At 65.1% G+C, this 13,220-nt stretch carries 20 protein-coding genes and 1 pseudogene; all 21 read right to left on the bottom strand.

Features of this window, described 5'->3' with window-relative positions:
• Window positions 1–240: 240 nt before the first annotated feature.
• The 21 genes and pseudogenes from HT051_RS06490 to HT051_RS06390 all read right to left on the bottom strand — a co-directional run bounded on the left by HT051_RS06490 (window position 241) and on the right by HT051_RS06390 (window position 13,165).
• Complete coding sequence (locus HT051_RS06490; RefSeq protein ID WP_371740605.1) at window positions 241–717, bottom strand: cytochrome c-type biogenesis protein; 477 nt, start codon at window positions 715–717, stop codon at window positions 241–243.
• 29 nt (window positions 718–746) lie between these two features.
• Window positions 747–2,738 carry a heme lyase CcmF/NrfE family subunit gene (locus tag HT051_RS06485; protein ID WP_174541283.1) on the bottom strand — a complete coding sequence of 664 codons (1,992 nt, stop codon included), beginning with the start codon at window positions 2,736–2,738 and terminating at the stop codon, window positions 747–749.
• Window positions 2,739–2,742: 4 nt separating this feature from the next.
• Entirely contained in the window at window positions 2,743–3,216 is a 474-nt protein-coding gene (gene ccmE, locus HT051_RS06480; RefSeq protein WP_174541282.1) for a cytochrome c maturation protein CcmE, read from the bottom strand.
• A 45-nt stretch (window positions 3,217–3,261) separates the two neighbouring features.
• Window positions 3,262–4,413, bottom strand: a complete 1,152-nt coding sequence (gene ccmI, locus HT051_RS06475; RefSeq protein WP_174541281.1) for a c-type cytochrome biogenesis protein CcmI — start codon at window positions 4,411–4,413, stop codon at window positions 3,262–3,264.
• Between the two features lie 146 nt (window positions 4,414–4,559).
• On the bottom strand, window positions 4,560–4,928 hold the full coding sequence (locus HT051_RS06470) for an RT0821/Lpp0805 family surface protein (protein WP_246810201.1): 369 nt from the start codon (window positions 4,926–4,928) through the stop codon (window positions 4,560–4,562).
• Between the two features lie 208 nt (window positions 4,929–5,136).
• Window positions 5,137–6,498 (bottom strand): ATP-binding protein, encoded by a 1,362-nt coding sequence (locus HT051_RS06465; RefSeq protein ID WP_174541279.1) that lies wholly within the window; start codon window positions 6,496–6,498, stop codon window positions 5,137–5,139.
• Window positions 6,488–7,159, bottom strand: coding sequence for a response regulator transcription factor (locus tag HT051_RS06460; RefSeq protein WP_174541278.1), 672 nt, complete (start codon window positions 7,157–7,159; stop codon window positions 6,488–6,490). The genes HT051_RS06465 and HT051_RS06460 overlap by 11 nt, the downstream gene beginning before the upstream one ends.
• A 27-nt stretch (window positions 7,160–7,186) precedes the next feature.
• Complete coding sequence (locus HT051_RS06455; RefSeq protein WP_174541277.1) at window positions 7,187–7,489, bottom strand: PepSY domain-containing protein; 303 nt, start codon at window positions 7,487–7,489, stop codon at window positions 7,187–7,189.
• Between the two features lie 84 nt (window positions 7,490–7,573).
• Window positions 7,574–7,834 (bottom strand): hypothetical protein, encoded by a 261-nt coding sequence (locus tag HT051_RS06450; protein ID WP_174541276.1) that lies wholly within the window; start codon window positions 7,832–7,834, stop codon window positions 7,574–7,576.
• A 60-nt stretch (window positions 7,835–7,894) separates the two neighbouring features.
• Window positions 7,895–8,056, bottom strand: coding sequence for a hypothetical protein (locus HT051_RS06445; protein WP_174541275.1), 162 nt, complete (start codon window positions 8,054–8,056; stop codon window positions 7,895–7,897).
• A 14-nt stretch (window positions 8,057–8,070) separates the two neighbouring features.
• A complete protein-coding gene (locus tag HT051_RS06440) occupies window positions 8,071–8,322 on the bottom strand; it encodes a hypothetical protein (RefSeq protein WP_174541274.1) in 252 nt (83 codons plus the stop codon).
• Window positions 8,323–8,472: 150 nt separating this feature from the next.
• Window positions 8,473–8,904: a hypothetical protein gene (locus HT051_RS06435; protein WP_174541273.1), complete on the bottom strand. Its 432-nt coding sequence runs from the start codon at window positions 8,902–8,904 to the stop codon at window positions 8,473–8,475.
• A 117-nt stretch (window positions 8,905–9,021) separates the two neighbouring features.
• A complete protein-coding gene (locus HT051_RS06430) occupies window positions 9,022–9,294 on the bottom strand; it encodes a hypothetical protein (RefSeq protein WP_208454396.1) in 273 nt (90 codons plus the stop codon).
• A 56-nt stretch (window positions 9,295–9,350) separates the two neighbouring features.
• Entirely contained in the window at window positions 9,351–9,584 is a 234-nt protein-coding gene (locus tag HT051_RS06425; protein ID WP_174541271.1) for a hypothetical protein, read from the bottom strand.
• Window positions 9,551–10,066: a DUF2163 domain-containing protein gene (locus tag HT051_RS06420; RefSeq protein ID WP_174541270.1), complete on the bottom strand. Its 516-nt coding sequence runs from the start codon at window positions 10,064–10,066 to the stop codon at window positions 9,551–9,553. The genes HT051_RS06425 and HT051_RS06420 overlap by 34 nt, the downstream gene beginning before the upstream one ends.
• Complete coding sequence (locus HT051_RS06415) at window positions 10,063–10,620, bottom strand: DUF2460 domain-containing protein (RefSeq protein ID WP_333502690.1); 558 nt, start codon at window positions 10,618–10,620, stop codon at window positions 10,063–10,065. The genes HT051_RS06420 and HT051_RS06415 overlap by 4 nt, the downstream gene beginning before the upstream one ends.
• A gap of 274 nt (window positions 10,621–10,894) precedes the next feature.
• Window positions 10,895–11,455, bottom strand: a complete 561-nt coding sequence (locus HT051_RS06410) for a phage tail tape measure protein (protein ID WP_174541269.1) — start codon at window positions 11,453–11,455, stop codon at window positions 10,895–10,897.
• Window positions 11,456–11,458: 3 nt separating this feature from the next.
• The gene (locus HT051_RS06405) at window positions 11,459–11,635 is read right to left on the bottom strand and encodes a phage tail assembly chaperone (RefSeq protein ID WP_174541268.1); all 177 of its coding nucleotides are present in this window, start codon (window positions 11,633–11,635) and stop codon (window positions 11,459–11,461) included.
• A 101-nt stretch (window positions 11,636–11,736) separates the two neighbouring features.
• A pseudogene (locus HT051_RS15130) lies at window positions 11,737–12,063 on the bottom strand (gene transfer agent family protein); the annotation flags it as partial.
• Window positions 12,064–12,073: 10 nt separating this feature from the next.
• On the bottom strand, window positions 12,074–12,487 hold the full coding sequence (locus HT051_RS06395) for a phage major tail protein, TP901-1 family (RefSeq protein WP_174541266.1): 414 nt from the start codon (window positions 12,485–12,487) through the stop codon (window positions 12,074–12,076).
• A gap of 252 nt (window positions 12,488–12,739) precedes the next feature.
• Window positions 12,740–13,165: a DUF3168 domain-containing protein gene (locus HT051_RS06390; RefSeq protein WP_174541265.1), complete on the bottom strand. Its 426-nt coding sequence runs from the start codon at window positions 13,163–13,165 to the stop codon at window positions 12,740–12,742.
• Window positions 13,166–13,220 lie beyond the last annotated feature (55 nt).

Below are 13,220 nucleotides of genomic sequence, written 5' to 3'. Positions count from 1 at the left end.
GCCGGGTTGGAGCTGGAATCTTGGGGCGTCATAGAAACCTCGTGGATTTTTCGGTTTTGGGAGCCTGGCCTCCAAGCGAAAGCATTAGGCTGCTCGCGTCGAAATATAGGAAGCAGAGGCTTACGGCGCCGTTTCTGCGGGATTAAATTTCGGTAAGGTTGCACCGCCCGCAACGCCTTGGGACGCGAGGGTTTCTGGCGCAAAACGAGGCCGTTCGGTGGGGCGTGAAGTAAGGGGGATTTAGCTCTGATCGAGCAGGCGGGAAAGACGCCGCTTTTCCGCAGCCGTCAGCGGCGCTTCTGGCTCCGCAACGGCACGGCTGCGGCGATAGCTGACCACGATCAGCACGATGCCGAGCGCCAGTAATATGGGCGTCGCGAACCACAAGATGTAATTATGCGGCACGAAGCGCGGCTTGAGCAGCACGAACTCGCCATAGCGCGCCACCACGTAATCCAGAATCTCGTCGTCGGTCTTGCCCTGCTTCAGCTCCTCGCGCACCAGGATGCGCAAGTCCCGGGCAAGCGGCGCGTGGGAATCGTCGATCGACTGGTTCTGACAGACCAGGCAGCGCAAATTGGCCGAGATGGCCCGGGCCCGGGCTTCCAGCGCCGGATCCTGCAGCACCTCGTCCGGTTCCACCGCATGGGCCGCCGGACCGCCGAGCGCAACAGCGATCATGACGGCAAGGCCGGCCATGGCGACGGCCTTCCTCAGCACGCGGGCGATGATCGCGAGCCGATCCATCACTTGGCATCCGCCAGCCGCATCGGCGGCACCTTGGCCTTGGCGCGGACCGGCGCGCCGACGCGCAAGCGCCGGTCGAACAGCGAGACGCCGCCGCCGAAGAACATCACCAGCGCGCCGAGCCAGATCAGCCGCACCAGCGGATTGAAATAGACCCGCACCGTATAGGCGCCGCCCTCGAGCGGATCGCCGAGCACCGCGTAGAGGTCACCGCGCCAGGAAACGTGGATCGCCGATTCCGTCGTCGCGCTCCCCTCAACGTTGAAGTGGCGTTTCGACGGCGTCAGCCGGGTGATCGCCTCGCCGCCGCGTGAAACGTCGAAGAAGCCGACCCGCTCGGCATAGTTCGCACCTTCCGATTCCCGCACCCCTTCGAAGCGGAGCGTATAGCCGGCGATTTCCGTCGACTCGCCCGGCTTCAGCGCGGTGATGTCCTCCACCCGCCATGCGGTGGTGGCGACGACGCCGATCACCACCAGCCCGAGCCCTGCATGGGCCAGCATGGTGCCATAAGCGGAGCGGGGAAGATTGACGGCGCGGCGGATCACTTCGGCGCGGCCGGCATCGAATAGCTTGATGCGGAAGGCGACCTCCGACAGCGCCCCGCCAATCAGCCAGATGCCGATCCCGATGCCGATCGGCGCCAGCCACGGCCCGCGCTGCTGCAGCGCCGCGACCACGATCATCGCCAGCACCGCGACACAGGCCGCCGCGAAAAGCCTCTGGCTCGCCGCCGCCAGATCGCCCCGCTTCCAGGCGAGGAACGGTCCGAACGGCACCGCCACAAGCAGCGGCACGATCAGCGGCACGAAGGTGTAGTTGAAGAAAGGCGGCCCGACCGAGATCTTCTCCGGCGTCAGCGACTGCAGCGCCAGCGGATAGAGCGTTCCGACGAACACCGCCGCGCAGGCCGTGGTCAGGATCAGATTGTTGAACACCAGCGCACCTTCGCGGCTGATCGGCGCGAACAGCCCGCCTTGCCTGAGAAGCGGCGCCCGCCAGGCGAACAGCGCCAGCGCCCCGCCGATGAACACCGCCATGATGCCGAGGATGAACACGCCGCGCGCCGGATCGACGGCAAAGGCATGCACCGAAGTCAGCACGCCGGAGCGTACCAGGAAGGTGCCGACCAGACTGAGCGAGAAGGTGACGATGGCGAGCAGGATGGTCCAGACCTTCAGCGCGTCGCGCTTCTCCATCACCAGCGCCGAATGCAACAGCGCCGTGCCGGAGAGCCAGGGCATGAAGGAGGCATTCTCCACCGGATCCCAGAACCAGAACCCGCCCCAGCCGAGCTCGTAATAGGCCCACCAGGAGCCCATGGCGATGCCGAGCGTCAGGCACATCCAGGCCGCCAGCGTCCAGGGCCGCACCCAGCGCGCCCAGGCCGCATCGATCTTGCCGTCGATCAGCGCGGCGATGGCGAAAGAGAAGGCCATGGAGAAGCCGACATAGCCGGCATAGAGGAAGGGCGGATGGAAGGCGAGCGCCGGGTCCTGCAGCACCGGATTGAAGCCCAGCCCCTCGAACGGGGCCGGATCGATGCGCAGGAAAGGGTTCGAGGTGGTGACGATGAATAGGAGGAAGGCGACGCCGATGGCGCCCTGCACGCCGAGCACATTGGCCTGCAGCGTCGGCGGCAGATTGCGGCCATAGGTGGCGACCGCCGCACCGAACAGGGCGAGGATCAGCACCCACAGCACCATGGAGCCTTCGTGATTGCCCCAGACCGCGGAGATCTTATAGAGCAGCGGCTTCGCCACGCTCGAATTCTGGTAGACGTTCTGCACCGAGAAGTCGGAGGTGACGTAAGCCGTCATCAGCGCCATGAAGGCCAGCGCCAGCAGCAGGAACTGCGCCTGCGCCGCCGGCACCGCAAAGCCCATCAGCCTTGCATCGCCCCGCCGCGCGCCGAAGATCGGAACCACCGTCTGCAGCACCGCCACGGCAAGGGCGAGGATAAGCGCAAAATGGCCAGTCTCGGCAATCATCGGGCTAGTTGACCTTGCTCTCGGCGCCGGCGCCCGTTTCGCCCGACGCGCCTTCCCAAACGCCCTGCTGCTTCAGCTTGGCCGCGACTTCCGGCGGCATGTATTTCTCGTCATGCTTGGCCAGCACATTATCGGCATGGAACACGCCGTCCGGCCCGAGCGCGCCTTCCGCCACTACGCCCTGCCCTTCGCGGAACAGGTCCGGCAGCACGCCGGTATAACTGACGGGCAGCTCCTTCGACATGTCGGTGACCACAAAATGCACCGTGGTTCCCTGGCTGCGCTCAACGCTGCCATCCTCCACCAGCCCGCCGAGGCGGAAGCGCTGACCCGGCGCCATCTCCTTCGCCATCACCTCGCTCGGACTGTAGAAAAACACGATGGAATCGCTGAGTGCGAACAGGACGAGCCCGACCGCGACCGACAGCACAGCCATGGCCGTGCCGATCAGAACTGTCCTCCGCTGCTTCCGGGTCATCGCAAACGCCTTTTCAACTTCCCAATCTCAACCGTGTGCGCGAACTCAACCTTTGGAGTTTAGCCCAAGTTCATTCTCCAAAGCATCCAGCCGGCTCAGCGCTGCCGGATTATCGCCGAATTGCGACCTTGCCTTGGCAAGCGCGTTTTCCGCATCCGCCGGCTTATTCAGCACAGCATAAGCGCGCACCAGCTTCAGCCAGCCGTCCAAATCGTCGCCCTGCGCCTCGAGCTTGGAGGCAAGCCGCGCCACCATGCCTTCGATCATCGACTGCCGGGCTTCCGGGCCCATAGTCTGCGCCGCGGCGACATCGGCCTGATCTGGGCCCGGTCCGGCAACGCCACCCATCGCCGGGGCCTGCGGCACCGGCTTGCCCGCAAGCCGCGCTTCGTCCTCGGCGATCTTCTGGTCGGCCAGCTTAGCCCAGCGCGAGCTCGCATCGGCCCGCGTCTTGATCGCCTTCCAGCGCGCCACCGCATCCGAATAGTCGCCATCCTCTTCCGCCGCGAGCGCCAGCAGGATATGGGGTCTCAAAGGCGCCGGGTCGAGCTCGATCGCCTTATTCAGCGCCGCACGGGCCGGCCCGGTCGCCACGCCGTCATTGCCGAGCATCAAGGCTTCGCCCAACCCCGCATAGCGCGCAGCCGTGCCGCCCAGAAGCTCGATCGACTTGCGATAGGCCTCCGCCGCATCGTCGAAATTGCCGACGCCCATATAGACCGGTGCGATCACTTCCCAGCCGCGCCCGTCATTCGGTTTCTGGCGCAGCAGCGCCTCGACCCGCGCGATCAGCTCCGGAATATTGTTCTGATCCAGCGGCTCGTTCAGCCGCGCCTGCAAGGGCTGGTCGGGAAGCTTGGGCGAGCCGTAATAGGCATAGAGCCCGATCGCGATCGCCGGCAGGCAAAGCCCGATGGCGAAGATCGCCCAGCGCGGCGTCTGCGCGGCCACGGCGCCTTTCGCATCGGCCTCGCTCACCGCAAGCAGCCGGCGCTGCACCTCCAGCCGGGCCGCCTTCGCCTCGTCCTTGCCGATCAGCCCACGCGCCTCGTCCGCCTCGATCTCATCCAGTTGATCGCGGTAGACCTGCACGTCCTTGGCGTCTTGCACGTCTTCAGGCGCCGCCGCCCCGAACATGGGACGCAGCATCGCCAGCAGCACCGCCGCCGTCAGACAGGCAAAAATGATCCACAACATGAGAGGCTTAGACCTCAGCTCTTAATTGCTGGGCTAGCCATAGGGAAACCCGGCCGGGAGGGCAAGCATTCGCGCACGCGATGCTTTCCCGGAATTTGGAGGGATCGTGGCAAGGAGGGATGGCGGAGGAGCCGGGGCGAAACGCCCTAGCTCACCGTCCGCCAAGTGCCGTCGGGCTGGCGGCAGGCAACACCGCGCGAGACCTCGGGCCGGCCGTCGATATAGATCGTGTTGGTATAGGAACGGCAGTTATTGCCGTTCTGCTGATACGGATTTCCGACCGCGACCTGGCCGCTATACTGGCTCTGCGGATTGTTCCAGGAGACGGGCCGTCCATATTCCAGTGCCTGATATTGCGCCTCGGCGGCCCGGCGCCGGTCTTCCGCATCCATCTGGGCGCCGATCCCGTTGCCGATCATGCCGCCGGCCACCGCGCCGACTGCCGTCGCCGCGACACGGCCGCTACCCTTGCCGAACTGATTGCCGATCAGACCGCCGGCCAAAGCGCCGGCCACAGTGCCTGTCCCGGCCTTGTTGCCCGGTCCGCAAGCGGCAAGCGAAATTGCGGCAATAACAATGAGAAGGAGCGCTGAGACTCGCATAATTTCCCCCTTCCGCCCCATCGCTCACAAGGGCGAGCCCGTCTTACTTAACGGTCGTTAACGATTGCGTTTGTTAGACACCAAAACTTTGACCGAATTGCGCCGTCAGAGCGTTCCGGCCTCATGCCTGTGGAAGCTCCAGCTCCGCCCGCAAGCCGCCGAGTTTCGAAGGATTGAGCTTGAAGCTCCCCTTATAGAGATAGGCGAGATCGGCCACGATGGAGAGGCCGAGACCGGAACCGGGCTTGGATTCGTCCAGCCGCTGACCGCGCTTCACCGCCCGCGCCCGTTCCGCTGCCTTTAGCCCCGGCCCGTCATCCTCGACGGTGAAGCTGAACCGGCCCTGCCCCGCCGGCGCGGCGCGGACCTTTACCTGGCCCTTGGCCCATTTGCAGGCATTGTCCATCAGGTTGCCGGCCATCTCCTCGAAATCCTGCCGCTCGCCGGCAAATTTCAGCTCCTCGGCGACCTCGATCTCGATATCCAAATCCCGCTGGCTGTGGATCCGGATCAGCGCCCGTTCCAGCCCGCCCAGGACTTCCGCCACGTCGGTGATGTCGCCGATGGCACCGATCCGCGCCACCATGCGCGCCCGGTCCAGATGGTGGGTGATCTGGGTGCGCATCATGTCGGCCTGCTCCAGCACCTTCTTCGCCAGCGGCCCGCGCTTGCCCCGCGCTTCGTTGCTGATCACCGAGAGCGGGGTCTTCAGCGCATGTGCCAGATTGCCGACATGGGTGCGCGCCCGTTCCACGATCTCCCGATTGGATTCGATCAACGCGTTCAGCTCCCGCTGCAACGGCCTGATTTCATCGGGAACTTCGCCTTCCAGCCGTTCCGCCTTGCCTGAGCGGATCGCCGTCAGCCCATCGCGCACCGCCCGCAAGGGACGAAGCCCGTATTGCACCTGAAACCAAGTCGCCGCCACCAGTCCGAAGCCGAGCAGCGCCAGCGCCGCCACCAGCATGGTGGTGAAATCGGCGAGGTCCTTGTCGATCTCCCCGGCATCCCCCGCCACGGCATAGGAATAAGGCCGCGCATCCGGCCCGCCGAGACGGATCTGCCGCTCCACGATGCGCAGATGCTGCCCCTCCGGCCCATCGAGATAGGCGCGCATGATCAGGTTCTCGTCAGGCTTCGCGCCATGCACGCTCGGCAGACGCAGCCGCTGATCGAGTAGCGAGTCGGAGACGTAGAGAGTCGGCGTCCCCTTCTGGAAGATCTTGATTTGCCAATACCAGCCGGAGAAGGGAATGCCGAAGAGCGGGTCGCCGAGCTTGGCCGGCGGAGACGGCTTGGTGCCGCCATCCTCCGTGCTCGAGGCGACAAGGCTGGTGAGATAGGCGTTGAGGCGGGCGTCGAAATTCCGCTCCACCACACCGCGATAGAGCGAGATCAGCAGGATCGCGGTGGCCAGCACGACCACCAGCGTCCAGGCCGCGGCCGAGAAGAACAGCCGAAAGGCGAGAGATTTAGGCTTCATCGGGCCGGTCCGACAGGCGATAACCGAGCCCCCGGACAGTCTTGATCAGATTTCCCGGAAGCTTCTTCCGCAAGCGTCCGATAAACACCTCGACCGTATTGGAATCGCGGTCGAAATCCTGATCGTAAAGATGCTCCACCAGCTCGGTGCGCGAGACCACCCGGTCCCGGTGCAGCATCAGATAGACGAAGACGCGATATTCGTGCGAGGTGAGCTTGATCGCCTGACCGTCGGCCGTCACCCGCGCCTGCTTGGTGTCGAGCACGACGGGTCCGCATTCCAGCTCGTTGGATGCGTGCCCGGCCGAGCGCCGCAGCAAGGCCCGCAGCCGCGCCAGCACCTCCTCCATATGGAACGGCTTGGCGACGTAATCGTCGGCGCCGGCATCCATGCCCGCCACCTTGTCGCTCCAGCGCTCGCGCGCGGTGAGGATCAGCACCGGCATATTACGCGAGTCGCGCCGCCACTGCTCCAGCACGCTGATCCCGTCCATCTTCGGCAGGCCGAGATCCAGCACCACCGCATCGTAAGGTTCGGTATCGCCGAGGAAGTGGCCTTCCTCGCCGTCGGCCGCCGTATCGACCGCGTAGCCCGCATCGCTAAGCGCACTCACCAGCTGCCGGTTCAGATCGGGGTCGTCCTCCACAACAAGAAGCCGCAAAACTTGGTCCCTCCGTCTTGCCGCCGACTAGCGCCCGGTGCGGGCATCGACGGTGATGGTCTGCACGTCCCCCTGCGGCCCCAATACGGTGAATTTATAGATGAAGCGGTTGCCCTGGCGGCACAGCCTGGCCTTGATGATCTCGCCGCGGCTGCGCGCCTGAACCTGGTTATAGATCTTGTTCGCCGGCACCAGACCGTTCTTGGCGATCACCGGTCCCGCGGCATTCCACGGCAGACAGTCCGATCCGGCGATCGCCGAACCGGCCCAGAAAACCGTGAGCGCTCCAACCAAAAGAGGAGCGATGATGAATGCCCGAAACTGACGCATGTTGAGCTCTAAATTAGAGTGTTGCCTCTTGCCATGCATAAGCCAGCAACCATGAACCATGGCTGAACGGGTGGCGACCCCAAACTACTTCGCCTTGCGGGCCCTGGTCTTCGGCGCGGCGCTCTCCTCCACTCCATTGACCTCCTTCACCCCGTTGACCTTGGCGCCAAGCGCCGTCAGCCCGAGCCCGCCGGCCATCGCCGGCAGCGCCTGCAGGAAATCGGTGAGGCTCATATCGCCGACCAGCCAGTTGGCCAAGGCGGTGATGAACACCACCGCACCCAGCACTTGCGTGCGGTAATCCTTGAGCGGCGCGGCGGTCAGCAGTCGAAACACAGCAATCATGAAAATCTCCTTTGATTCTACAAGCTTGGAAGACGTCCCCGACTCGATTTCGCGCACCCCTCAAGCGGGCATGCGATAGCCGAGCAGCCGGGATTTCGGATAGGTCGAGAGGCTCACCCGGTCGGACTGATTGCCGCCGAGGATCTGGATGCGGCCATTGCCGAGATCCTTCACGAAGAAGGCGACATGGCCCTGCCAGGAGGAGCTGCCGCGCGAAAACACGGCGATGCAGCCCTCTACCGGCGTATGAATGGCCCGCCCCATTTGAGATAGGAGCGCGCTGCCAGCGAGCCGGACGGTTTCACCCCGGCCCGCTTCAGCATGGCCCCGACGAAAGCGGCACACCACGGCACGGAGTCGTGCGCGATCTCCGGATGACCGGCGTCGCGGTAATAGGCCTGCACCACCGGATTGTTCGCCGCCCCCGGTGCCTCCTTCACCCCCCGCTCCGCCATCGCCAGTTCGTACCAGCGCGCCCGATCGGACATCTCTTCGCTCCTTCAAACGAAAAAGGCCGCTCCCCGGACGCCGGTCGAAACGGCTCAAGGGAACGGCCACAAAAAAACGCCGCCTCGAATGAGACGGCGTTATTTGGAGTTTTGCGGCTGCCCGCGCCGGGGCAGCCGATGCCGGCCGGCTTACGGCCAGCGATACGCGACGATGCGGCTGCGGGAATAGCGGCCAACACCGACCTTACGGTTCCCGCTGCTGCCGGAGTGATTGCCCGACACCAGCGTAACGCTGGAACCGTCATAAGACGTCACGATACCGACGTGATGCGGCATCACCGCCACCGCGCCGACCTTCGGCCCCTTCAGGGCTTTGCCGTAGTGCTTCCAGTCGATAGCGCGGTTGCTCGAAATCGCGTTCGGCATCACTTCGCGCATGTATCGGCCACACCACTGATGCGACCAGCCAGTCGGGTTCGTGCCGACATCTTTCATGGCAGCTTTCAGCCACGGCGTGCCAGCGCCGCGCATAAATCCGTGAACGCCGCGCTTCTGCTGATCGGCAAAGCTTGCCGTCGTGGCAAGCAGAATAAAGCTCATGGCGAGAAGAACTACTCGCATGCGTACTCCTTAATGCTGTTGTTAAGATTTGAATTTCGTTGGGAGCACCGGGGAGATAGCTTTCGGATTGGGCAAAAATCAGAATGAAAATGCGGCAGGGTGACGCGTTTTTAGGCATTACCAGGGGTTCTTCTTGGCCCAGGCGCGCATTTCTCGAAGCTGCTGAATCGCTTTCAGCACAACGAGTAGAAGACCTCCGATACCGCTCAAAAGACCTACGGCAAATGTGGCGACCTTTAACCATTCTGCCCAATTCGGGTCGACGCTGACCGCCGCGGCGATGGCGGTTGCGGAGCCCGCGCCGCTCAAAATCGCCGCCTGCACTGTCGAGATATGCGCCGCGGCCCGGTCGACCATGTCGAACAGGTGGTGCTGCAATCCTCTCCTCATTTGGCTTGAGATTTTCGAGGTGGCGCCGCGAAAGACGCATCGCGGCGCGCGGCCGGCTACGACCAGCAGGCGTCGTCTGCGAAATCTTCCGGCAGCGGATCCATCGCCTCGATGGCATCCGAGCGCGCGCGGATCGCGGCGGCTTCGTCCTTCGCCGCTTGCGGGATCGCCGCCCCGCCGGAGACCTCGCGGTCGATCATCCAGCGCGGCATCGCCTGTTCGATGCGCCGCCCCGCTTCCCGTTTGATGCCGGCGATCAGCGCATCGCGCTTCGCCGCCGCATCTTCCACCCAGTCCTCCGCCGCCTCATCCCAGAGATGAAACAGACCCGGCCGCGGCGCCCCTTTTCCTGCTGCAGCTCATGGGCCAGCCCGCGCACCTCCGCCGAGAAGGCATGCTGCCCGCGGCTCACCTCGCCGATGCTGCCCGAACGCAGCAGCACGCGCTGGTCGACGTCCTGCCAGTTCACCCGGTAGATATCGATCAGCGCATTGTCGAACAGCCCGGCGGCGAGATCCGTCTCGTTCAGCCGGTCCGATTGCAGCACGCTCTCCACGTCGAGATTGTCGACGCCAAGCCCCACCGAGCTCTCCACCTCGCTGGCGCTGAACCCCGCCGCCGCCTCGTACGCCACGCCGCCGAAGCTCAGATCGTGATCGTGATCGGTGAAGCCGAGCACCGTCCCGTCATTGCGGGTCAGTCGCCAGCAAGTGCAAAGCGTCGTCGCCCCGCTGTCCAGATGCGCCTGCAGCCCGGCCGGCAGCACCCTCACAGGTGGATCTCCACGACCGGAATATTGGGAATATCGCCCGCCTCGATATGGCGGAGATTGACGGCCAGCTGATCGGTGTCGAAGCGCACCGGCACGTCGAACTCGAACCCCGCGCTCACCGCCTGCCCCGCTTCGGGAATATTGCCCGCGGTGAAGATGATCCGCCCCGTCGCGGCATCGAGCGTGAAATGCGTATCCTCGGTCTGCGCCACCCCATCGACTGCGACCATCACCGTGCCAGCCACAGGCTTGGCGATCTCCCGCGTCCACGGCGCGAAGGCAGAGCCGTAAGCCTTCACCAGCTGAAACGTGTCGGTCTCGCCGTCGCCCGCGCCGAGCGACTGATCGCCCGCCGAGACCGCCTGTTTCGGCACGCAGGATTTGTAGTCGGTCCAATCCTTCCAGCGGAAGCCGTGCAGCCGCCCGCGCCGCTCCTCGAAGAAGGCGATGACGCCATGCAGGTCGTCCACCGTCTTCACCCCGAACCCGGCCTCGTAGCGGCGCCGGGAATCCGCCCAACGGCTGTTCCGCTCCTCGGCGCCGGAGCCCAGCACGACGATCTCCGTCCGCCGCTCGAGCCGAGCGAAATCCCGGCCGGAAACCGGACCTCATGAAATGCCATTTAGTTTTCTCAAGAGCTGTTGGTGGACGAGGGCACAAACACCGCGCCCATCTCAGGCGTCATCACCGGGCCTCGCGCTCAAGCAGCGCAAAGCGCGGTAACGCACCCGAAGAGTCCCGGTGATCCACGAACACCACCGTTGGCGCGTGTGCACTGCGCTCGTGGATGCCCGGCACAAGGCCGGGCATGACGAGAGTGACAATACCTCACAAATTCCGCGAACCCCGCGCCACGGTCCGACTCAGCATCGCCGCGATCTGGCCCTGGCTCCGCTTGAAACTCTCCGCATCCGGCGTCGTCACGTTGAATGTGATGTTGACCGGCGCGGCCCCGCCTTGCGCCTTCACGCCGAGCCGCCCATCGGCCCCGCGCGACAGCGGCATGATCGCTTCCGGCCCGGCCTCGCCGGCAATCCCGGCCTGCGACCCGCTCAAGGGAAAGGCGATCGGCGAAGCAATCACCCCGCCCTTGGCGAACGGCACCGGCAGAGAGCCGACACCGGCCGTCCCGAGCAGCCCGGTCAGCGCATCGCCGAATGCGTTGCTCAGCGGCGAAAGCGCCGCTTCCAGCGTGTGCGAGGACAGCGAAGCGACCAGCCGCTGCAGCGTCTCGTTCAGCGTCCGCCCCTTCACTGCCGCATCGTCGAAAGCGCGGGTCAGGTCGCCGGCAAAATTGTGGCTCAGCCGGCTCGCCTCGGCGAGCGAGCTGCGCAGCGGCGCAATATCGCCGCTGATGACGACAACGAGACCGTCATCGGCTTCCGCCATGGCTCACTCCTTCTGCCTGTCCGGAAAGCGCGCCATCAGCGCCTCCAACTGATCGCGCCCCAAGCGCATCGCCGGCCCCGGCGCACCGAACGCGCCGCGCAACGCCGCATCCAGCTCCCGCGGCGTCATCGCCCAAAAATCGCAAGGCGCAAGCCGCAATACCCCCAGCCCCGCCTCCATCGCCCGGCGCCATGGAAAGGGCTGGCCACGCCCTCCCCCTGCAAGGAGGAGCGTCGGGGTGGGGGGCACGCCACTCTCGGCTCGCGCTCCAAAGGGCGCGGTTCCTCCGGCTCGGAAATAGCCTGCGCGAACGTCGCCGCCAGAAGCCGCGCCACGATATCGACGAAGCCGGCCGCGCCGCTCTCCACCTGCATCGCGGCGACATCCGCGTCAGTGATCTCATAGCCGGCGCCGCGCAGCCCCGCCCCGATCACCCGCACCGCGTCGTTGGCCCGGATGCGCCCGGCCTGAAACCGCTCGGCGATGGCCAGCATGTCGTCCTCGCCGAAAGCCTGTTCCAGCTCGGCGAGCGCACCCAGGGTCAGGCAAAGCCGGTGGCTCTTGCCGTCAAGCATCGCCTCGATCTCGCCGCGATGGGGATTGGCCATGCCGCCCTCCTTACGCTGCTGCGAAGCTCAGCGCGCCGGCCGAATCCAGCCCCAGCTCGAAGCTCACCTCGCCGTCATGGCGGCCGCTATATTCCAGCGCCGTGATCTGAAACGCCCCTTCCACGGTGCCGAAATCGGGAACGATCACCTGCCAGTCGCGGATCGTCCCGGCGAAAAAGTAAGCCCGCACCGTCTCGTCGGAGGCCGCATCCTTGAAGATGCCGCTCCCCGTCAGTCGCGCCGTCTTGATCCCGGCGCCGTCCAGCAGCTCGCGCCAGCGCGCCGAGGAGTCCTGGTCGGTCACGTCCACCGTCGCGGCGTTGAAGGCGAGGCTCCGCGCCCGCAGTCCCGCCACCGTGGTGAAATCCCCTGCCCCGTCGGCATCGACTTTGAGGAGCAGATCCTTGCCCTTCTGCGCTGTCATTCAGCCCGTCCTTTCGCTTCACCCGCACGCCCTTAAGCGGGTCACAGATGCGATCCGCGCCCAGAGGTCCAGAGCGCCGACCTCCGCCCCATCTCCGCGTCATCCTGAGGTGCTCGATGCGATACGCATCGAGCCTCGAAGGACGGCGCGGCCGCAAACAAACAAGCGCTCAAGTAGGCCGGAGGCCGGTAGCGCATAAAAAAAGCGGCCCAAAGGGCCGCCGCTTCGTCACGTTCGAAAATTTAGCTAAATCTAAGCCGCGATCGCCGCCGCCGGCTCGGTCACCGCCCGATAGCGCACGATGCCGTGATAGCTCTCGCCGTCCGGATCCTGCCGCGTCTCGGAGAATTGATAGCGCAGATTCACCAGCACATGCCCGTCCAGCATCAGCGCCCGGTCGTGCAGCAGCGCGCGGATCGCCTCGACGATCTCATGCCCCTGCTTCTTGCCGCCGGCGCGCGACCAGACATGCAGGGTCACCAGATGCTCCGCGCCGTCCTCGGTGCCGGTGCTCCAATCCACCACCGAGCTCTCGCCGATGGTGACGAAGGGAAACGCAGCGCTTTGCGGCGGGTCGTCATAGATGCGGATGCCGCCGAGCATATCGGTCAGCCCACTCGAGCCGGAAAGCGTCTCGTAAATCGCCGTCTGTAACGACCAAGCCGGGCTGGCAGTCATCGCCGCCTCCAAAGTTTGCTCTACGAGCTTTGCCCTACGCTAACCATATGGGGCC

Source organism: Methyloligella sp. GL2 (assembly GCF_013341275.1).
Classification (GTDB): domain Bacteria; phylum Pseudomonadota; class Alphaproteobacteria; order Rhizobiales; family Methyloligellaceae; genus Methyloligella.
The sequence above is the reverse complement of the archived record's forward strand: the minus strand, read 5'-3'. Positions and strand labels throughout refer to the sequence as shown.